Consider the following 20888-nt stretch of genomic DNA (forward strand, 5'->3'; position numbering starts at 1 on the left):
CGCGACAACTGCTTTGTGCCGGCAATAGCCAGATGCGGTAGAAAGCTACCGCATCTGCAATATGATCGGGCTGCTGCTGGCCGGATCCGCATGCTCGCGCAACGCCTTCACATCGTTTGCCGCAACCGCTCCGCCATGATTTCCCCAAGATGAGCGCACGAATGTCAGGACATCGGCGATCTGTTGGTCCGAAAGCTGCTGGCGGAACGGCGGCATGCGATAGGCATCCGGAATGCCGCTCGCCACGACCCGGCTGGAGCCGTTCAGCGTTACATTGATCTGCGACGCGTTTTCCTTCGCAAGTGAAGCGGCAGAGCCGGCGAGCGGCGGAATCCATTGCTGCTTTCCGCGTCCGTCGACGCCGTGGCAGAAGCTGCATTTGGCGACGAATGTCTGGGCACCCGGGATGTTCTCGCGGTTGGAAAGCGATACGTTCTGGGCGGTACCTTCGTCATATTGCCAGGGGGTGCCGTCGCGGGCGGGATCGCCGGGCAGGGATTTCAGGTAATGGCTTATTGCCTTCAGATCGTCATCATTCATGAACTGTGTCGAATTGTTGAAGGCATCCGCCATCGAGCCGAAGACGACGGCATGACCGTTCCTGCCGGTCTTTAGGAAGGCATAGATATCGTCCTCGCTCCAGCGCCCAAGGCCGGTATTGGGGTCGCCACGCAGGCTCGGCGCATACCAGCCGTCGAGAAGAGCGCCGGAAAGATAGAGCGGGCTGCTCTCATCCAGCGCCTTTTCAGCCATAGTGATGGCGCGGGGCGTATGGCAGCTGCCGCAATGGCCTGGCCCTTGAACGAGATAGGCGCCACGGTTCCACTGGTCATCGCCGGCCGTTTTCGGCTGATAGGTGCCGCCTTCGGTGAAGACCGCGTTCCAGAGCGCCAGCGGCCAGCGCATGTTCATCGGCCATTTGATGTCGGAAGGTTTGTCCGCCTGTTTCACAGGCTCGACCCTATTCATGAAATAGGCATAGAGCGCACGAATGTCGTCGTCGCTCATCTTCACATAGGAAGGATAAGGCATGGCCGGATAGAGGCGATGCCCATCGCGGGCAACACCCTGGCGCACAGCGCGATCGAAATCGGCGAGCGTATAGTTGCCGATCCCGGCTTCCTTGTCGGGCGTGATGTTGGTCGTGAAGATGGAGCCGAGCGGTGTCCCCATCTCCAGCCCGCCGGCGAAGGGGGCGCTCTTTGGCGTGCTGTGACAGGCGACGCAGTCGCCGAGGCGCGCGACATATTCGCCGTGCTGGAGCAGGTCCTCCGAGGGCGCCTGTATCGCGGCGACATTGTCGAAGGGAGATGCCGGCGTGCGGGTTACGAACCATGCGACGCCGCCGGCCACAAGCACGATAATCAGGAGAAGAACCAGAAGAAGTTTCTTCAAAGGTGTGCCCTCATGTCTTTGCTTCGGGATTTTTTACGCGGCTAGAGCCAACCGAGCCGGCTCTCGGACCAGAAATGAGCCGAGAGCCGGATGTGTGCTTGGCGCAGCGAGTGCTGCGCCTCAGCTTTCAAAGGTGTAGTTGGAGAGAGGCATGCTGCGTATCCGCTTGCCTGTCAGCGTGGAAACCGCATTGGCGACCGCCGGCGGGATGGCTGGCAGGCCCGGCTCGCCGATGCCGCCCATTTCCGCCCCGCTTTCGACGATGCGGACGTGAACGCGCGCCATGCGATCCGGCGGCAGGATCGGATAGAGGTCGTAATTGCGCGCCACCGGCTCGCCGTTCTTGTAGACGGCCTCCTCCATCAGAACCTGTGACATTCCGAGCGCCGTCGCCGAATTGACCTGCGCTTCGATAATCGCCGGATTGACGATGCTGCCGGGGTCGATCGCTTCCCAGACGTCATGGACGACGACCTGGCCGTTGCGGATCGACACTTCGGCGATGGCAGCAGTGTGGCTACCGAACGGAGAGGCCATTGCCACGCCGCGCGCGCGCCGCGAACCGTCGCCTGCCGTGAAGGGCCCCCGTTTCCAGCCGCCGGAGAGGTCGCCGGCCGCTTTCAGGAGATTACTCAGCCGCTCGTTTTTTTGCAGCAGCTTGAGGCGCAGCTCATAGGGGTCCTGCCCACCCTTGTCGGCTAGCTCGTCTAGGAACGTCTCGTAGAAGAAGTCGTTCATGGAATTGCCGACAGAGCGCCAATAGGCGAGCGTCGTCGGGTTTTTGACGTAGATCTGCGCGATGCGGTAGTTCGGGATTGCATAGGATTTGCCGGCAAGGCCCTCCAGGGCCGTCGGATCGAGTGAATCCTCCTTATGACCGTAGACGCCTTCCGTCGGACCCTCGCAAGCGCTGATGGCCTCGAGTGCCACCGGCATGCCGCTGGCGTCGAGTGCGCCGCGAAAGCGTACGGCGGCCATGGGACGCATCGGATCGCGCAGGAATTCCTCCTCGCGGCTCCAGATGAGCTTGACCGGCCGCCCGACCTCTTTTGCGAGCTGGATGGCCTGCGGATAGGGATTGGCCGATGGATACAGGAAATGCCGTCCGAAGAAGCCGCCCAGGATGGGGCTGTGGATTATCACCTTCGATGGATCGAGGCCGGTCAGCTTGGCTATGTCGGCCTGGAATTGCTCGGGCGCCTGGTTGGGCATCCAGAGTTCGAGACTGCCGTCCGGGTTGAAGCGGGCCAGCGTGGACGGAGGCTCCAGCTGCGCATGATGCAGATACTGGCTCCGGTAGGTGGCGGAAACGACTGTCTTGGCGCCGTCGAACGCCTTGGCGATATCGCCGACATTCTCCGCTTCCTTGCCATTGCCCGGCTCGTTGGCGAGCCTGTCGTTAAAGGCTGCGGTCGAGAAATCGGCGGGCATGTAACGGAAGGCGGGATCGGCGTCCGGGCCGGGCTCGCGCCAATCGACCTGGGCGGCCTCGGCTGCCCGCTTGGCATTCCACCAGCGCTCGGCGACGACTGCAACAGCGCCGGGCAGGCTGTGGACGGAATGAACACCCGGCATTGCCTTGAGCTGCTCTTCGTTGCGGATCTTGCCGATGGTCAGGCCGAGGCGCGGCGCGTGCTGCACGGCGGCATGCAACATGCCGTCAACCTTGCAATCAATGGCGTAGACTGCCTTGCCTGTCGACTTGTCGTGGATATCGAGCCGCTCAACCGGTTTGCCGATCCAGCGGAATTTGCTTGGGTCCCGAAGCGTCACGCTCTCAGGAGCGGGAACCGGCAGATCCAGTGCTTCGCTCGCAACGTCGCCATAGGCGAGGCTGCGGCCCGATGCGGCATGAATGACCCGGCCGGGTTCCGTCGTCAGTTCGGTAATCGGCGCATCCAGGCGCTTGGCGGCGGCTTGCAGGATCATGTTGCGGGCGAGCGCGCCGAGCCGGCGCATGGTCTCATAGCTGGTGCGCACCGACATGCTGCCGCCAGTGATGCGCATCTGGCCATGTACGACCAGATAGTCGCTGCCCGTGGGCGCGTTTTCGACGACGAAGGTTTTCGGGTCGGCATCGAGTTCCTCGCCGACGATCTGGGCCATGGCAGTGAAGACGCCTTGGCCGCCTTCGACGAAGGGGCTCATGAAGCGGATGGTGCTGTCCGGGCGGATTTCGAGAAAGGCGGGAACGCGTGTGCCTGGAGGCATTGGGCTTGCCGCCTGCTGGGCTCGCGCGCGGCCAACCGGAACGCCGAAACCAAGCACGAATGCACCCGCGGCGGCACCGGCTGATGTCAGGAGAAAGTGCCGGCGTGAGATGTTGACTGGAGCTCCCGTGGGAAACTCATCTTCGGGAACGAGATTGCGGCTGGTTTCGGTCATAGCGTTTCTCCTTCCTTGGAAGAGAGATCTTTGACTGCCGTCTTGATCGCGTTGTAGGTGCCGCATCGACAGAGATTGATCATCGCCGCAGCGATCTCATCATCGGAAGGATTAGGTATCTGCTTGAGAAGTGCGGTCGCGGCCACGACTTGTCCCGATTGGCAGTAGCCGCATTGCGGGACCTGATGCTTGACCCAGGCGGCGACAACACGCTTTCCAACCGGGTCCGCCTCGATCGCTTCGATCGTCGTAATCTGGCGGCCGGCGACGCTGTCGAGCGGCGTTACGCAGGAGCGCACCACTTCGCCATCGACAAGAACGGAACAGGCACCGCATTCTGCCAATCCGCAGCCATATTTCGTGCCGGTCATGCCCAGCTCGTCGCGGATGATCCAGAGGAGCGGCGTATCTCCCTCCGAATCGACTTGGTAGGATTGGTTATTGATCTGAAGATTCATGAGGCGCCTCCTGAGGCTTTCGATCGCGAACCTTCAATGCCGGTGCTGTTCGATGATCTGGATGCTCAACGAACGGGCGTATAGCTCAGGCTCACAACCCGGACTATAACACTGAACCGCCTGCATCAAAAAGATTAGTAGGTGAATCGCGATAGACGTTAGAAGCCAGATTCATAAATTGGCTTCCAAGCCCATCTTGACTGCTGAAGCAAGGTTCTCGCTGGGCCGATGGGGAGACGATATGGTCGTCGATCTATGCCGTAACTTACTGATCTCAATGCGTTATTGAGCAGCTATGATCCTGCACGTCCTCGCCGCCCATGCCGGGCGTTGCGACATCGGTGAGGACGATGAAACCGGGACCATCGGCAAAATCGGCCCCGACGACCACGAGATTGTGATCGCCCATTTCCTTCGCCGGGTCCTTCAATGTCCTGGCAAGCGCCAGGAACGGATTGAAGTCGCCCAGTGTCTCGCCCTTGACACGGAGCGCCGTGAACGTATGCCCGGCGATAGTATCGGGAAGGGGTGCCCAGTCGGTGCCGATCTTGTCGGCATCGGCCTTGAGGGCAGCCCGTGCGGCGGCGCTCAGGCAATCGACGTGGATATGCAGCTGGTTCTGCGAGCGCGCCTGCTGCGCGTTGACGGCCAGGCTGAGGCCGTCGCGCGGGAGCGCATGTGGCAAGCGGGCCTCGACGTCACCCCGCTCCGCCCACGCATCGGCAAAATAGTTATGTGTTGCAGGATCGAGGAGTGCCGCGCTCTCCATGCCTGTGATCTTATCGGTCGGAATCAGCAGAACCTGCGCCACGCCGCGAAGATCCTTCAGCATCGCATAGTGCTCGGCCGTATTTACCGAAAGGCAGGGTGCAGTTTGTATGACGCACTTGTCATGAACGATCTTCCAGAGCACGTCGGAGTCGGCGAAGGCCGGCGCGAAAAGGAAGGGGAGGAAGGATGCGGCAAGAGCCGTGACGCGACGCGAGAATGTCATGGCAGGAAATTTCCCAGGTTCAAACGGTTTGGCATTGTTCGAGATTTCGGAGGGCTTAGCATAGGCCTATTAGGCTGATGTGACGGCTTGACGGCGGCAAGTGTCAAATGCGGGCAGGCGCGTGCCGTAGAGATTGCGCAACATCAGCTTCGCTTCATCTTGGGCTAAGGCCGCTTTCAGTTTGGTTGCCTAAATGGCAGGAGCCGGGGAAAACCATGCCTCGCCCCAGGGAGGAAAAGGTCACTTGTAGTGACCTTCCAAACATCCGCTGCGAGGCGTTCGCAACGCTCGATCGCCGCAATTTGCGGCAGACAAAAAAACGATCAGGAGCTTGAAATGGGTATCGGAAAGCTGATTGAAGAAGTTGCAGGTGCCGTGGCTGCCGACGAGGCCGTCGAGGCTGTCGACCCGAATGCCGGTTTCCTGACGAAGGCCGCCGCCGCCGTCGCCGGCTTTGAAGGCGTCAACAAGCTGACGGACGTGCTGAAGGAAAAAGAGCAGGAGCCGGCTGCCGATAATAGCAGCGATCAAAACGGCTGACTGGAAAGCAGCAGGCGCGCGCGTCGAAAAGATTTTGAAAGCCGGGCATGTCCCGGCTTTTACCTCAGGCCCATCAATCTTCTATCGGTTTTCAGCCATCGGCCTCGACGGAGATAAAGGGGCGAAAGAATCCAGTCGGCTGCAGGATCGAACTGGCGATATTGGCGATGATCGGGCCTGCCGTCTCGCTCCTAGCCAGAGCCTCCCTCCAGGCCGGATCAGCCACGAACGCCGCCCATTTCCGCTGGCGCTCCTCCAGCGATTGCCATTCAAGGAAATAGATGAGGTCGTTGCTGGAGGGGCCGACCATCGTCGTCCAGAAACCGAGGGGGCGGATGCCGAGCCGGCTCCAGATCGCCAGTGTCGCCGTTTCGAAGCGCTCCTGGAGCGCTGGCAGCTTGCCGGGCAAGCAAGTATAGATGCGCATTTCATGGATCATGAAAAATCCTCCTTGGGTGAATTCAGAACAGGCCGAGACTGTCCCCGCGAGCCAGATTTAAAAATAGTTGAGCGATAACAGCGGGTTGTGATTCCCTGTGGTATTGAAACAAAACGGCGTTTTCGATGACGTGCTCTACTATTGCTCGATTTGAGCATAACTGAAGCAGGCTTCATTTTTCAAGTGATTTTACGGACCGGGAATGGGCGTTGATCAATTCCCTGATTCCGCCGGCATGCAGTGGTGGGCGACGTAGGACAAACAGCAGGGGCTCTTTCTCATTCTCCGATCGGTTCCAAGATTTGCCCGCCTGCCGGGGGCTTGACGAAAACAAGCCAGGCGTTAACTTAAACGGAGGCGCCTCCGTTTATTGATGGCGCCCTTTGCGTCCTTATTCAGATGAGAACCGACCGTGACACCACAATTCCATCGGCTCCGTCTTCCTGAAAGAAACCCATAGCAACCGGTAGACCGACGAAGAGTTTCTACTAGATTTCGTAGGTCTCATCTTCGTGACGATGGCAGGAGCTTATCATGACACGAACCATCCACATCGCGCTCGACATCAATGGGCAGCGCCACGAACTCGATATCGAGCCACGTGTGACGCTGCTCGATGCGCTGCGCGAGCATCTCTCCCTCACCGGCACCAAGAAGGGCTGCGATCAGGGACAGTGCGGCGCCTGCACCTGCCATGTTGACGGAAAGCGCGTGCTATCCTGTCTGACGCTGGCTGCACAGGCCGAAGGTCGCGAGATCACGACGATCGAGGGGCTCACCGGCGAAGCCGGCGATCTGCATCCGGTGCAGGCGGCTTTCATCGAGCATGACGCCTTCCAGTGCGGCTATTGCACGCCGGGCCAGATCATGTCGGCGGTTGCCTGCATTCGCGAAGGGCATGCCGGATCGGATGCGGAAATCCGCGAATATATGTCCGGCAATCTCTGTCGGTGCGGGGCCTATAACAGCATCGTTGCGGCGGTGCGCCAGGCCGCGGAGGTGGCATGATGCGAAACTTCTCCTATCTGCGCGCCACATCGACAGCGGAAGCTGCTCAGGCGGCGCAACAGGCCGGCGCCATGCTGCTTGCCGGCGGAACGACGCTGCTCGATCTTGCCAAATGCGGTGTCGGCGAGCCCGATACGGTCATAGACATTACTCATCTCTCCGGCATGAGCGGCATCACTGTTAACGCCGATGGTGCAACGATCGGCGCGCTTACCACGATGAGCCAAGTCGCCGACCACAAGGATATCCGCGCTGCCTTCCCGGCAGTTTCCGAATCGCTGTCCCTGGCCGCCTCCGCCCAGCTCCGCAACATGGCGACGATCGGTGGCAATCTCCTGCAGCGCACGCGCTGCTCCTATTTCCGCGATCCCGGCGCCTTTCCCGCCTGCAACAAGCGCAATCCCGGCTCCGGCTGTTCGGCGATCGGCGGCATGACCCGCAATCACGCCGTGCTTGGAACGAGCGAGGCCTGTATCGCCTCCTATCCGGGCGACCTGGCGGTTGCTCTGGTCGCATTCGATGCCGTGGTGGAGACGGATAGCCGCAAAGTTGGCATCGACGATTTCTTCCTCGTTCCCGGTGACACGCCGAACAAGGAAACCGTCCTGCAGCGCGGCGAGATCATCACCGCCGTTACTATTCCTGCCTCCGCCGCCGCCCGGAACTCCACCTACCTCAAGGTTCGCGATCGGCAGTCCTATGAATTTGCTGCCGCGAGTGCCGCAGTTGGCCTGGAGCTTGAAGCCGACGGCAGGACGGTCCGCGATATTCGCATTGCCATCGGCGGGGTCGCCACCAAGCCCTGGCGGGCGCGCAATGTGGAGCAAGCGCTGATCGGTAAGGCTCTCACCTCGGAAGCCGTCGAAAAAGCCAGCCGGTTGGCCATGGAGGGGGCCGTCGATCATGGCGGCAATCGTTACAAGATCGAACTTGCGCCGCGCGTCATTGCCCGCGTCATTTTCAAAGTGAGAGGTCTCGCATGACCATGATGGAACCCCGCAAACATGGCGATGCGTCCGACGGCACCGTCGGCGGTCGTCAGTCGCGCTTCGAAGGCAGGATGAAGGTGACGGGTACGGCGACCTATGCTCTGGAGTATCCGGTCGAAAACCTCGCTTATGCCGTCCTCATCCAGAGCACGATTCCGGCCGGCCGCGTTATCAAGGTCGATGCTTCGGCAGCACTTGCGATCCCAGGCGTGCTGTTAGTGCTGACGCCGGAGGACGATCTCGGTCTCAAGCTTTCGGCTGATTGGGGCGGCAACAAGCCTGCCGACGGCCCGTATTATCCGCTGCCGCGGGAGGTGCAGTTTAACGGCCAGTCGATTGCCGCCGTCATTGCCGAAAGCCGGGAATTGGCGACGGAGGCCGCCAGGTTGGTGCGCATCACCTATGAAGAGAGCAAGCACGTCGCCGATCTCAACGATCCGAATGCCGGCGAGGGCAAGCTCATGGAGCCGCTCTCGGTTGCCTGGGGTAATGCCGAGGCTGCACTTGCCGCTTCCCCGGTGCGGATCGAAGCCGAATATTCCACTCCGCGCGAATATCACGTGGCGATGGAGCCGCACGGGCTGACGGCGAAATGGGATGGCGACCAGTTGACCATCTGGGAACCCAGCCAATGGTCGCATGGCATGGCGCGCATGTATTCCGAATGGTTCGACATGCCCTATGAGAATGTCCGGATCATCTCGCCCTTTATCGGCGGTGGTTTCGGCTCCAAGGGGCAGCCGCTCGCCTATGGCGCAGTCGCCATCGCGGCCGCCAGAAAGCTCGGCCGACCAGTGAAACTCGCGGTCACCCGCCCACAGAATTTCACCAGCTATGGCGGACGCGCCGCGACCAGGCAGAAGATCGCGCTTGGCGCGACGGAGGATGGCATCCTGCAGGCGATCGTCCATCGCGGCGCCAGCGAAACCTCGCTCGATGCCGACTGGCCGGAGCAGACGGGAGCGGCAACGTCAATCCTCTACAAGGTCGAGAACTTCTCCTCGCAGCACCGCGTCGTGCCGGTCAATAGCGTCACGCCGGGTGCCTTGCGGGGACCGGGTAAGAATCCAAGCGCCTATGGCATCGAATGCGCGATCGAGGAACTGGCCTACAAGCTCGGCATGGACCCGCTGGAGCTTCGGCTGAAGAACTATGCTGATCACGACTATCAGTCCGGCAAGCCATGGTCGACACGCCGGCTGCGAGAAGCGCTCACTGAGGGCGCTGAAGCCTTCGGCTGGTCGCGGCGCAGCCACGCGCCGCGCTCGATGCGCGATGGCAAGACGCTGATCGGCTGGGGCATCGGTTGCGGCACCTTCCCGGTCATCCGGGCGCCGAGCGAAGCGATGATCCGTATCCTTGGGAGCGGCCGTGTCGAGGTCGTCAGCGGCGCGATCGACATGGGGCAGGGGACCTATACGATCCTTGCCCAGAGTGCCGCGGAAGTCTTCGGCATTCCCGTGGATCAGGTCGAAGTCCATCTCGGCGATTCACGCCTGCCGGGTTCGGCGATCGCTGGGGGCTCGATGCTGGCCGGATCGATCATGGGCGCCGTACATAAGGCAGCGGTTGCGGCCCGCGACGAACTCATCGGCCTTGCCCTCAGCGATGCCAGCTCGCCCTTCCGCGAGACGGGCGCGAACACGCTGAACTTCGCCGAGGGGCGCATCGTGGCACCGCGCGGCGAAACCCCATCGCTGACTCTGGCCGAGCTGATGTCCGCGCTGAAACGTGAGGAGATCGAAGTCCGGCGCAATACCCTGCCCGACGGTGCGAACGCACAGGAACAGCTTCAGGCCTGGACCACCATGGCTAAGGTTCAGGGGCCGACCATGGGCGATTATTCCATGCACAGCTGGTGCGCCCATTTCGCTGAAGTGCGGGTCGACGAGGATTTCGGTACGGTACGCGTCTCCCGCATGGTCTCCGCCTTCGATTGCGGCCGTCTCTACAATCCGAGATTGGTCGAAAGCCAGTGGCGCGGCGGCATCATCATGGGTATCGGCCAAGCGCTTCTGGAGGAGGGCCTGATCGATCAACGTAACGGGCGAACCGTCAACAACAATGTCGGCGATTATCTCGTGCCGACGAATTCCGACATTCCGGACATCCAGGTGATCTCCGTCGGTGTGCCGGATTTCAATGCCTCGGCACTTGGCGGCAAGGGGGTCGGCGAGGTCGGTATCGTCGGCGTGGCGCCGGCGATTGCCAACGCCGTATTCCATGCCACCGGCAAGCGCGTTCGCGACTTGCCGATCACATTGGAAAAGCTGCTCTAAGGGCAGGGGGGTCGAGCCGCATTGGGTAAAGCATGCGGCTCGAATGCTTCGAGGCTACCCCAGTTCCGGCGGGAAGGAATGGGCGACCGCAGATTTTTGTGCGGTTCGCCAGAATGCCGAAACGAGATCGGCGCGGTTCTCGAAGCGCTTGGTCAGCAACCTCATTGTGCTGGAAAAAACTTCTCCTCTTTAATCGATAAAAAATATGGATTGGCTTCTCATCGAATGCCTCTCTGCCATTCTGTGCCCCGATCTACCCGCACCAACATGATCGACAGAAAGACAAAAATCATGACCTACCGCCCCGATCCGGAACGCTATGACTCGGCCCATTTTCGCCGTGGCGGTCGAAGCGGCCTCAAATTGCCCGCCATCTCCTTCGGCCTCTGGCACAATTTCGGCGATACGACGCCCCTCGATGTCCAAAGGTCGATCCTTTTCAAGGCTTTCGATCTCGGCATCACGCATTTCGATCTCGCCAATAATTACGGCCCGCCGGCGGGAAGCGCCGAGATCAATTTCGGCCATATCCTGAAACAGGATCTGGCCGCTTATCGCGACGAGCTCATCATCTCGTCCAAGGCCGGCTGGGATATGTGGCCGGGTCCCTATGGCCGAGGCGGCGGGTCAAAGAAGGCGCTGCTTTCCAGCCTTGACCAGAGCCTCACCCGGCTCGGTGTCGATTATGTCGATATCTTCTATTCCCATCGCTTTGATGCGGAGACGCCGCTGGAGGAAACGGCCGATGCGCTTGCTCAGGCGGTCCGGCAAGGCAAGGCGCTCTATGTCGGCGTATCGTCCTATTCCGGCAACAAGACGCGTGAAATCGCAGCACTTCTGAAGGAGCGACAGGTGCCGCTTCTGATCAATCAGCCGGCCTATAATCTCTTCAATCGCTGGATCGAGAAGGATTTGCTTGCCGCGACGGATGAAGTCGGAGCCGGTATCATCGCCTTCACGCCGCTTGCCCAGGGCTTACTCACCAACAAGTATCTCAACGGCGTTCCCCAGGATGCCCGCGTCAATCGGCCGGGCGGGGACTTCCTGCGTCCGGAGCATTTGAAAGAGGAAAACATCGATCGCGCCCGGGCGCTCAACGAGATCGCCAAACGTCGCGGGCAGTCGCTCGCTCAGCTTGCCATCGCCTGGGTTCTTAGGGATCCGCGCGTGACGTCGGCCTTGATCGGTGCAAGCTCGGCGCATCAGGTCGAGGAAAACGTGGCCGCCCTGAACGACCTCACGTTCAGCCCCGAGGAACTCGCGGAGATCGATCGTTATGCCGTCGAAGGCGGTATCAATCTTTGGGAAAAGCCCTCGCATGACGAGGCCGTCTGATACGATTGAAGGATCTGCCCGAACCAGCGGGCAGATCCCTTTTGCCGGAGCTAAGCTCGCGCGTCAGCCGCCATATTCTATGATCTCAAGTCCGGCATTGTAATCCGTCGCATAGATCAGACCCCTGGCGTCCACAAAGACGTCGGCGGACTGGATGACTTTTGGACGGCCGGGACGGCGGTCGGTCATGACATTCGGTCCCGCGGGCACGAGAGCGCCCGTTTCGACCGGACGATAGGGGTCGGAAATATCGAAGGCGCGAATGCCGGCATTCTGCCAAGTCGCAAAGATCAGCGTCTCGGAGACGAACGAGCCGGGCCGGTTTTCGTGCAGATTGTGCGGTCCGAAATGGCCGCCCTTCTTCGTGTAGTCGATTTCGGTCGGGATAGGGAAAGTCGAGATGCTGATCGGGTTTTCGGGCACGCGGATGTCGAAGATCCAGGTATGTTTCCGGCCGTCTTCCTCATTGTCCAGCACGGCTTCATCCGCCACGACAAGAAGATCGCGGCCGGGAAGCGGCAGCGGCGAATGCGTGCCGCCGTCATAGGGCGGGCACCAGTTATGGTGCTTGATGAGCCGCGGGGAGGAATGATCTTTGATATCGAGGAGCGTCAGTCCGCCATCTCGCCAGCAGGCATAGGCGGTGTCGCCATGGACGAGTGCATGGTGCAGGGCATAGCGCTTGCCGTCGCCCCAATCAGGCGTTTCTCCCGCCGCCCTGTTCATGCCGGGGAGCCACCATTGGCCAACAAGTTCGGGCCTAGTTGGATCGGCCATGTCGATGGTGACGAAGATATAGTCGGTGAAGCCGTCGAGCAGCGCCGAGGCATAGGCATAGCGGCCGCCGACATACCATAGCCGGTGAAAGCCGACGCCTTCGACATCCAGTTGGCCGATCTTGCGCGGCCTGTCGGGAACGGAAATATCGAACACGCTCATGCCGGCGGTCCAGGTGCGCTCACGCTTTCTGAAGGCGACTGTCTCGCCGACGGACTGCGTATAGTAGGCCTTCTCGCCCGTGAAGGTTTCCACGTCGGCGAAAAGGTCGAGCGCATTGATGACCAGCAGCAAGTCCTCATGCGTCTGCAGATGGATGTTCCAGGTATTGGCCGGCGCCGGCATGTAGTTGACCGTCTTGGGGTTTTTCGGGTCGCGCACGTCAACGATCGAGAAGCCCTGAGACCAGGGATGGGCGACATAGGCGTAGCCTTGATGAACCATCAATTGCAACCCATCGCTACGGCCGCCGATATCGCTATGGCCGATCAGTGTCATGTTGTGGGCGAAGTCGGGTTCGGGCAGGTCGGTCGACGCCATGGATCCTCTCATGCATAAACAGAGTAAAGAGGGCCGCCTTTGACGGCGGCACCTGCGAAAGCAGCTGATAAATCTCAGTTCTTGGCCGCCGGGATCCAGGCAGCCGTCGCGGCATCGCTTTTCAGGAAGGCCGGGAATTTCTGCTGCAACTCTTCGATCGTGCCGATCTTGTTGTTGATGAGATCGTCACGCGTAATCAGCGTCGGCTGCAGGAGAACGGAGCGGCCCGGAGACTGGCCGGCGATGGCGAGCGAAACGGCGCGAACGGAAACTTCCCCGACGACGGCAGCGTTCGTGGCGGCCGTCGCGACCCAGGCGCTGTCCGGCTCGATCATCAGCTGGATATCGGCGGTCGAGGTGTCGACGCCATAGATCTTCACCTGACCGGAAAGGCCGAGCTCGTCGATGGCGAGCTTCGCGCCTTTGGCGAATTCATCCCATGGCGTGAAGATCACCGAAATATCCGGATTGGCGCGCAGCACCGCCTTCGTCTGGTCGGCGACGGAGGCGGGAATGGTGTCATTGACCACGCCCCATACGGCCTTTTCCTTGAGATTGTGCTTGGCAATGAAATCCTTCCACACCGCATAGCGGCGGTCGAGCGGCGCGAAACCGGCAACGTAGACGGCACCGCCGGTGAAGCCATCACCCTTATCCTTCACGGCCTGGTCGAGCACGAGCTTGGCCATATCCTTGTCGCTCTGTTCGATCTGCGGAATTTGCGGATTGTCGAGGTTGACGTCGTAGGCGACCACCTTGATGCCCTTGTCGAGCGCCTTCTGCGCGACATCCTTCAGCACCTCGGGACGGCCATTATTGATGATGATGCCGTCAACACCGAGATTGATCGCCTGCTCGACAAGATTGCGCTGGGTATCGTTGTCGTTGCGGGCCTGCGAGACGGTGAGGTTGACGCCGAGCGCATCCGCCTGCCGCTTGACGCCGGCCTCGAAGGCCTGCAGCCAGTCGCCGCTGCCAAGGAAGCTGATGACGGCGATATTGACGGGCCTTTTATCGAAAGGAGCGGGCGCGCCGCTAAGTCCCGCCGCCGATACTGTGGTCATGAAAAGCGAGCCGGCGACAATGGCCGAAGCGATGATTTTGAATAATTTGATCATTGAAAATCCATTGAATGTTGAGTTGGGACGGATGGCGGGGTCACGCTCTGCCGCGGCTGATCCCATAGGTAAGTGCGAGCGCACCGACGAGGACGGCGCCCTTGATAAAATCCTGCGTGTAATAGGGCGCGTTCAGCATCGTCAGGCCGTTCAGAAGCACGCCGACGAAGACGGCGCCGATTGTCGTGCCGAGAACGTTCGGACGGCGCAGTCCCAGCACGGCAAAGCCGATGAGCGAGGCTGCGACGGAATCCATCAGCAGCGAGGCACCGGAGGAGACGTCGCCACGGCCGACGCGGGCGGCAACGATGATGCCGCCCAGCGAGGCGAGAGTGCCCGAAAGCACATAGGCAAAGGTCTTCAGGCGGGCGACATTGGCGCCGGCCAACCGTGTCGCCGCTTCATTGCCGCCGGTGGCGTAGAGAAGGCGACCAAGACGCGTACGCTCGGTTAGCACATAGAGCGCGAGCGCGACGATCAGCATGAGGATGACGGGAAAGGGAATGATGCCGAACAGGCTTGAACGTCCGATTGTTAAAAAGGCGGGGTCGACCCTGCCTGACGCCGTCGTCCCGTCGGGAAGGATCAAGCCGACCGAGATCGAGCGCCCTGCCGTCGGGATCAGCTGTAGCCCCGTCAGGAGAAACATGGTGGCCAACGTCGCCAGCAGATCCGGTACCTTGAGCCTGACGATCAGTAGAGCATTGGCAAGCCCGACGATCGCGCCGAAGGCAAGCACCAGCGGCACGGTTTCATAGGCGTTGAGACCCCATACGATCATCGCATAGCTCGCGGCCATGACACTGGAGGCAGCTACCGCGCCAACGGAAAGATCGAAGCCGCCGATGGCGAGCGTCACCGTGACGCCGGCACCGATGATGGCGACCACCGAAACCGCCTGCAGGATGCTCATCAGATTATTGATGTTGATGAAGGCCGGCTGGGCGAAACTGAAGATGATGACGAGGGCAAGAAGGAGGAGAAATACCGCCCCCCGCCGCACGAATTCCTGCGGTGAAACCGTATTGCTTGCTGGCCTGACCTGTTCTGGGATTTCTGCGGTACCTTCACTCATCAGGCATATTCCTTGTTCTGTCGGCCGCCTGCGGCCGCGTCAGCGACGTCTGTGAGACCATGATGCTCCATCAACAGCACCCGATCAGCGACTTCGAGCGCCTCTTCCGGATCGGATGTCGCGATCAGCGTGGCGCGGTCGGTGTAGGCGCGTATGGCCGCGATAATGTCCTGGCGGGCGCCGACATCGACCCCCTGGAAGGGCTCGTCGAGAAGCATGAGCCGGCTTGGCTCCGCCTCCCAGCGGGCGAGCACGACCTTTTGCTGATTGCCGCCGGAAAGCGACCAGACGGATGCCTCGGGACCGGGGGCCTTGATGCCGAGGCGCCGGATGGCCTTTTCTCCCTCGCGGCTTTCCCGCCCAGAAAACAGGAAGCCCGACGGGTACCAATGTTTCAGATGCGGCAGGCTGATCGTTGCCGCAATACTCTCTCCCGGCCAGTCCGATGGCATGAGAGAAGAGCGATGGCGGTCAGCGGCGGCCATGACGACGCCGCGGGCGATTGCATCCGCGGGTGAGCCCGGCTGAAATGCAATGCCGTCCAGGAGTGCAGTTCCTGAGGCAAAGCGCTCAAGGCCGAAAAGTGTCGACAGAAGCCGGCTCTTGCCGGCGCCGAGAACACCGGTGATGGCGACGACCTCGCCGGCATGGAGCCTCAGATCGATCGGTGGGCTGTCGGCAAGCAGCCGGACAGCCTGAAGTTCCAGTATGGTCCGGTCGAATTGTTCACGGCGATGTGGGCGAGCCGCCTTCATGGGGCGGCCGATCATGGTTTCAATGGCGGCATCGAAGTCAATTGGGTGCGAGAAAGCACCGACATTGCGGCCGCCCCGCAGGATATCAACGCGATCGGCGAGCGCATCGAGATCTGCCGTACGGTGCGAAATATAGAGAATGCCCAGGCCGCGGGCCTTCAGCCGGCGGACGATATCGTAAAGCCGGGCCGTTTCGCGCGCAGAGAGGCTTGCGGTCGGCTCATCCAGGATCAGCAATTGCGCTTGATTGGAAAGGGCGCGCGCAATGGCGACCATCTGCCGGTCGGCTGTGCCCAGATCGCCAAAATCGCGGTCGAGCGGCAGGTCGAAGCCGGCTTCCGATAGGATTGCTTCCGCCTTCCGCCGGACTGAACGCTTCAACAGAAAGAAGGGCTGGCGTCCGTCAACATATTGGTTGAGCAGCAGGGCATCCGCGACCGAAAGGCCGGCGACCCCGACGACGTCGGTCGATTGATGCACGGTAACGATGCCTCGCGCCGTCGCCTCGGCGGGGCTTTCGGGCCGATAATCCGCTCCGTTCCATAGGATTACGCCTGAATCGGCGCGATGAATGCCCGACAGGATTTTAACTAGCGTCGACTTGCCCGCGCCGTTGGCCCCCATCAGCGCGACGACCTCGCCGCGATCGACGGTCAGAGACGCTGCCGCCAGGGCCTGTGTCGAGCCGAAGGCAAGAGAAAGATTTTGGGCATCCAGCAAGGTCATGGGCAAGGGGTCACCGATTGTCAGCGGTACTCGTAAGCCACTGGCATTCAATTAAAAGGACAAGCCTTGCTTTGTTTATTTAATCTATAGAATAAATTTTTTCTGCGCTTCGGTTCGCTCCCGTTCCGGTCTCTACAGGTGGGCGGCGGGACTGAGTAAGCCTTGCTCACGCCTGTCTCCGGGGAGTTTAATTTGTCTGAAATTGCAAGGGAACCGCAAAACCCTTCCTTTAATCTACTATTTTTATAGACAATATAAAACCATTAAATATCAGCAATTTCCGCGATGGCGAAGTACTCACGTCGCGCTTGCGGAAACGTTCACCAGGGGTTTTCATGGATACGGTACTCTATCTCGCTTCTCTCGCAACGCGGCCAAGCCTTGCCGCAACCAAACGCGTCTGGTCGAGCCTGCAGCATTTTCTGGCGGGCCTGATGGTCCTCTTTTCGCTTCTGGTGCTGCTGCACGCATTTTGCGGAAGCTGAGATTCGAGCTTCGATCAGAAATGGATGAAGCGAAGAAAAAAGCCCGGCGTGCCGTATGTGAACGCCGGGCTTTTATGCGGTTACTTGATGCTGTTCAGATCGACGCCCTTGGTTTCGCGAACGAAAATTAGCCCGATAACAAGGGTCATCGCAGCGATCGCGATCGGGTACCAGAGGCCATAATAGATATCGCCCTTGGCGGCGCTCATGGCGAAGACCGTTGCCGGTAACAGGCCACCGAACCAGCCGTTGCCGATATGATAGGGGAGCGACATGCCGGTATAGCGGATGCGGGTCGGGAACATCTCGACCAGGATCGCGGCAATCGGGCCGTAGACCATCGTCACATAGATGACGAGGATGGTCAGGATGAGGATGGTCAGCGGCCAGTTGATGGCTGCAGGATCGGCAACCACTTTGAAGGCGCCACCCTTGGGGATGGTGTAGACCGGCATATCAGTTGCGCCACTGGCCTGATCCGCTGTCAGAAGCTTCGCCTTGACGAGATCCGCAACTGGGGTGACTGTCTTGTCGCCCGCCCGCACGGTCGCCGCGTCAAGCCCCAGTTCGGGGTTGGCGGCGATGAAGGCGTCGAGCTTGGCGTCCGGCACCTTGACAGGGTCGCGCACCAGAGGGAAGCCGGCCTTCTGCAAGACGAGGTTCATGTCGTGCGTGAATGCCGCATTCTTTGCCGCTGCACCGGCCCCTGCCGCCGTTGCATCGTAAGAGGTTATGGTCGCGTCGCCGACCTTGACTGTCGCCGGCTGCCCGGCTGGTCCGTCGACAATCGTATAGGGCACGGAAGACTTCGCCAGGAAGGAGGTGGCGATGTCACACGAATTGTTGAACTTGGCGGTTCCCACAGGATTGAACTGGAAGGTGCAATCGCCGGGAGCAGCCGTCACCGTCGCCCGGACGGTTTGCTCCGCCTGGGCGAGCGCCGGATTTGCGGCGTGGGTCAGCGCCTTGAACAGCGGGAAGTAAGTCAGGATCGCAAGCGCCAGGCCCGCCATGATGATCGGCTTGCGGCCGATCTTGTCAGACAGCCAGCCGAAGACCACGAAGAAGCCGCTGCCGATCAGAAGCGCGATCGCGATCATGATGTTGACGGACTGGCCATCGACTTTCAGCACGTTCTGCAGGAAGAACAGGGAGTAGAATTGGCCGGCATACCAGACGACCGCCTGGCCGGCGGTGAGGCCGAGTAACGCGATCAAGGCGATCTTGGCATTCTTCCACTGGCCGAAGGCTTCGGAAAGCGGAGCCTTGGAGCCCTTGCCCTCCTCCTTCATCTTCTTGAAGGCCGGCGATTCGCTGAGAGACAGCCGGATCCAGACGGAGATGGCGAGCAGAAGGCAGGAGAGAAGGAAGGGAATACGCCAGCCCCATGCCGCGAAAGCCTCCTTGCCCAGCGCATTCTGGACGATCAGGATGACGATCAGTGACAGGAACAGGCCGAGCGTCGCAGTCGTCTGGATCCAGGAGGTGTAATAGCCGCGTTTGTTGTCGGGCGCATGTTCGGCGACATAAGTTGCAGCACCGCCATATTCGCCGCCAAGCGCCAGACCTTGCAGCATGCGAAGGATGATCAGGATGACAGGCGCGGCGAAACCCCAGCTCGCCGATCCGGGAAGGACGCCGACGAGGAAGGTCGAAAGACCCATGATCAGGATCGTAACGAGGAAGGTGTATTTACGTCCGACAAGATCGCCGATGCGCCCGAAGACGAGGGCGCCGAACGGCCGCACGAGGAAGCCTGCGGCAAAGGCGAGCAGGGCGAAGATATTGCGGGTTGCTTCCGGATAGTCGCTGAAGAAGGCCGTTCCGATGAAGGCGGCCAGAGAACCGTAAAGATAAAAATCGTACCATTCGAACACGGTTCCAAGGGAGGAGGCGAAGATGACCTTCTTCTCTTCCCTGGTCATGCCTCGACTCGTCGTCTCGGCCACGGACGTGGATGCCATGAATCAATCCTCCCAATTGCACCAGGGACATGGTCAAAAGACCCGTGTCATGTCCCCCATAATGACATTACGCAGGACTTTCCTACCGATGGGCGCGGAAAGTCGCGCCAGTGGGTGCTCTCCTGATTTCCTCCCCCAGAAGATCACGCACCTGATGCATATGTGAGTGTTGGCCAAAAATTGAAAATTGCAATGGCTGCAACCGCTGCCGCTTATGAAAATCTGTGCGTAAGCATCAAGAAATACGAATGTGTCCTCCCCAGCGTGGCGGCAAGGGCTTGTCGCCGAGAAAAGCGATGCCGGGTGCGGCGAAATATGAGGCACCCGGCACGGTTCACAGAAGCGGATTCGGGCCGTTTTCGGCTTGTTTCAAGCCGGCTGCAGCTGCAGGCGCCGCATTGGCGGAAAGGCAAGTGCGATAGCGGCCGCCCCCAACCCCACCATCGACGAGCCGATGAAGAGCCAGGAGTAGTTGGCGAAGGTATCGAAGATCCAGCCGCCGATCAGAGGTCCGGCTGCCATGCCGATGCTCGAGAGCATCGATGCCGCTCCAAAGACGGTGCCGATGACGCGCGGCCCGAAATATTCGCGCGCCAGCACGGCATAAAGCGGCATCACGCCGCCATAGGCGCTGCCGAAGACGACCGCCAGCGCATAGAACTCGCCGAGTTCGCTGACCAGCAGATAGGTGGCAAGTGCCGCCGCCTGTACCAGGAGGCCGGCGACCAGCACCGGTTTCACACCGAGCCTGTCCGCCAGCGTCCCGTAAAGGAGGCGGCCGCCAAGACCCGCAAGGCCCTCGACACTATAGATGCTGACCGCCGCCATCGGCCCCACACCACAGATGGTGGCGTAACTGACCATGTGGAAGATCGGTCCGGAATGGGCCGCACAGCAGGTAAAGAAGGTCGCGCCGAGCACGAGGAACTGCGGCGAGCGGAAGATCCGGCCAAGGGGCAGGCGCTGCTGTTCCCTTTGCCCGTCTGCGCCGGGGGCTTCGGCAAGAACAGGTGCTCGCCGCACCAGCAGCGCCGCCGGTATCAGCAGAACCCAGGCCATGATGCCGATGACAAGCATGGCAAAACGCCAATCGTAAGCCGAAATCAGGTAGCGGGCGAAAGGAGACACCGTCATCGGTGCGACGCCCATGCCGGCTGAGACCAGGGACACCGCCAGGCCTCTGCCCTTGTCGAACCAGGCGGTCGTTGCCGCGATCATCGGCGCGAAGAAGGCGCTGGCGGCAAGACCGACGAGAATGCCGTAGGTCAGCTGGAATTGCAGAAGCGAGCCCGCCCGGCTTGCCAGGACAAGCGCCAGCCCAAGCAGCAGCGCGCCTATCACAACTACGATGCGGATGCCAAAGCGATCGCTTGCGGCTCCCCAGGCAAAGGCACCGAGGCCCATGGTCAGGAAATTCAGCGTCATGGCGGCGGCGATGCCGGCATGCGACCAGCCTGTCTCGGCGGCGATCGGCACCTGGAAGATTGCCAGGGAAAACATCGCGCCGAGCGCAACACAGGTCATCAGCGCGCCGGCGCCAACGATCACCCAACGATAGGACGAACTCATTTGCAGCTCCCTTCATCCGGTTCGGTTCAAGGCGCGAAAGATCCGATAATATGCTTT

17 protein-coding genes and 1 pseudogene are annotated in these 20888 nt (G+C 60.7%); 7 read left to right on the forward strand and 11 right to left on the reverse strand.

The window, feature by feature from the left end:
• Positions 1 to 45: 45 nt before the first annotated feature.
• The 4 genes from FHT85_RS06045 to FHT85_RS06060 all read right to left on the reverse strand — a co-directional run bounded on the left by FHT85_RS06045 (position 46) and on the right by FHT85_RS06060 (position 5232).
• Positions 46 to 1395: a c-type cytochrome gene (locus tag FHT85_RS06045; RefSeq protein WP_112410322.1), complete on the reverse strand. Its 1350-nt coding sequence runs from the start codon at positions 1393 to 1395 to the stop codon at positions 46 to 48.
• A gap of 120 nt (positions 1396 to 1515) precedes the next feature.
• Positions 1516 to 3780: a xanthine dehydrogenase family protein molybdopterin-binding subunit gene (locus FHT85_RS06050; RefSeq protein ID WP_112410323.1), complete on the reverse strand. Its 2265-nt coding sequence runs from the start codon at positions 3778 to 3780 to the stop codon at positions 1516 to 1518.
• On the reverse strand, positions 3777 to 4238 hold the full coding sequence (locus FHT85_RS06055; protein WP_112410324.1) for a (2Fe-2S)-binding protein: 462 nt from the start codon (positions 4236 to 4238) through the stop codon (positions 3777 to 3779). The genes FHT85_RS06050 and FHT85_RS06055 overlap by 4 nt, the downstream gene beginning before the upstream one ends.
• A gap of 274 nt (positions 4239 to 4512) precedes the next feature.
• A complete protein-coding gene (locus FHT85_RS06060) occupies positions 4513 to 5232 on the reverse strand; it encodes a CDP-diacylglycerol diphosphatase (RefSeq protein ID WP_112410325.1) in 720 nt (239 codons plus the stop codon).
• 336 nt (positions 5233 to 5568) lie between these two features.
• Here FHT85_RS06060 and FHT85_RS06065 point away from each other — a divergent pair, with 336 nt between their 5' ends.
• Positions 5569 to 5772: a hypothetical protein gene (locus tag FHT85_RS06065; RefSeq protein WP_112336114.1), complete on the forward strand. Its 204-nt coding sequence runs from the start codon at positions 5569 to 5571 to the stop codon at positions 5770 to 5772.
• 91 nt (positions 5773 to 5863) lie between these two features.
• Here FHT85_RS06065 and FHT85_RS06070 read toward each other — a convergent pair whose 3' ends face one another.
• On the reverse strand, positions 5864 to 6211 hold the full coding sequence (locus tag FHT85_RS06070; RefSeq protein WP_112410326.1) for an NIPSNAP family protein: 348 nt from the start codon (positions 6209 to 6211) through the stop codon (positions 5864 to 5866).
• A 125-nt stretch (positions 6212 to 6336) separates the two neighbouring features.
• Here FHT85_RS06070 and FHT85_RS30425 point away from each other — a divergent pair.
• From FHT85_RS30425 to mgrA, 5 genes and pseudogenes are all read left to right on the forward strand, one after another.
• Positions 6337 to 6486 (forward strand): annotated as a pseudogene (locus tag FHT85_RS30425) (transposase); the annotation flags it as partial.
• Positions 6487 to 6745: 259 nt separating this feature from the next.
• Entirely contained in the window at positions 6746 to 7219 is a 474-nt protein-coding gene (locus tag FHT85_RS06075; protein WP_075852751.1) for a (2Fe-2S)-binding protein, read from the forward strand.
• Positions 7219 to 8202 (forward strand): FAD binding domain-containing protein, encoded by a 984-nt coding sequence (locus FHT85_RS06080; RefSeq protein WP_112410449.1) that lies wholly within the window; start codon positions 7219 to 7221, stop codon positions 8200 to 8202. The genes FHT85_RS06075 and FHT85_RS06080 overlap by 1 nt, the downstream gene beginning before the upstream one ends.
• Positions 8199 to 10487, forward strand: coding sequence for a xanthine dehydrogenase family protein molybdopterin-binding subunit (locus FHT85_RS06085; protein ID WP_112410327.1), 2289 nt, complete (start codon positions 8199 to 8201; stop codon positions 10485 to 10487). Before FHT85_RS06080 ends, FHT85_RS06085 begins: the two co-directional genes overlap by 4 nt.
• Positions 10488 to 10778: 291 nt before the next feature.
• Positions 10779 to 11822 (forward strand): L-glyceraldehyde 3-phosphate reductase, encoded by a 1044-nt coding sequence (gene mgrA, locus FHT85_RS06090; protein ID WP_112410450.1) that lies wholly within the window; start codon positions 10779 to 10781, stop codon positions 11820 to 11822.
• A 63-nt stretch (positions 11823 to 11885) separates the two neighbouring features.
• Here the strand turns inward: mgrA and FHT85_RS06095 are convergent, their stop codons facing one another.
• The 4 genes from FHT85_RS06095 to FHT85_RS06110 all read right to left on the reverse strand — a co-directional run bounded on the left by FHT85_RS06095 (position 11886) and on the right by FHT85_RS06110 (position 16813).
• The gene (locus tag FHT85_RS06095; RefSeq protein ID WP_112410328.1) at positions 11886 to 13139 is read right to left on the reverse strand and encodes an LVIVD repeat-containing protein; all 1254 of its coding nucleotides are present in this window, start codon (positions 13137 to 13139) and stop codon (positions 11886 to 11888) included.
• A 74-nt stretch (positions 13140 to 13213) separates the two neighbouring features.
• A complete protein-coding gene (locus FHT85_RS06100) occupies positions 13214 to 14257 on the reverse strand; it encodes a substrate-binding domain-containing protein (protein ID WP_112410329.1) in 1044 nt (347 codons plus the stop codon).
• A 40-nt stretch (positions 14258 to 14297) separates the two neighbouring features.
• On the reverse strand, positions 14298 to 15332 hold the full coding sequence (locus tag FHT85_RS06105; RefSeq protein WP_112410330.1) for an ABC transporter permease: 1035 nt from the start codon (positions 15330 to 15332) through the stop codon (positions 14298 to 14300).
• Complete coding sequence (locus FHT85_RS06110) at positions 15332 to 16813, reverse strand: sugar ABC transporter ATP-binding protein (protein ID WP_112410331.1); 1482 nt, start codon at positions 16811 to 16813, stop codon at positions 15332 to 15334. The genes FHT85_RS06105 and FHT85_RS06110 overlap by 1 nt, the downstream gene beginning before the upstream one ends.
• Positions 16814 to 17148: 335 nt before the next feature.
• Between FHT85_RS06110 and FHT85_RS06115 the strand changes: the two genes are divergently transcribed.
• The gene (locus FHT85_RS06115; protein ID WP_162700956.1) at positions 17149 to 17298 is read left to right on the forward strand and encodes a hypothetical protein; all 150 of its coding nucleotides are present in this window, start codon (positions 17149 to 17151) and stop codon (positions 17296 to 17298) included.
• 80 nt (positions 17299 to 17378) lie between these two features.
• Here FHT85_RS06115 and FHT85_RS06120 read toward each other — a convergent pair whose 3' ends face one another.
• Complete coding sequence (locus tag FHT85_RS06120) at positions 17379 to 19262, reverse strand: MFS transporter (protein WP_112335891.1); 1884 nt, start codon at positions 19260 to 19262, stop codon at positions 17379 to 17381.
• A 369-nt stretch (positions 19263 to 19631) separates the two neighbouring features.
• Positions 19632 to 20831, reverse strand: a complete 1200-nt coding sequence (locus tag FHT85_RS06125) for an MFS transporter (RefSeq protein ID WP_112410332.1) — start codon at positions 20829 to 20831, stop codon at positions 19632 to 19634.
• Positions 20832 to 20888: the final 57 nt, after the last annotated feature.

Origin of the sequence: Rhizobium sp. BK312 (assembly GCF_014193605.1) — a bacterium.
Taxonomy (GTDB): domain Bacteria; phylum Pseudomonadota; class Alphaproteobacteria; order Rhizobiales; family Rhizobiaceae; genus Rhizobium.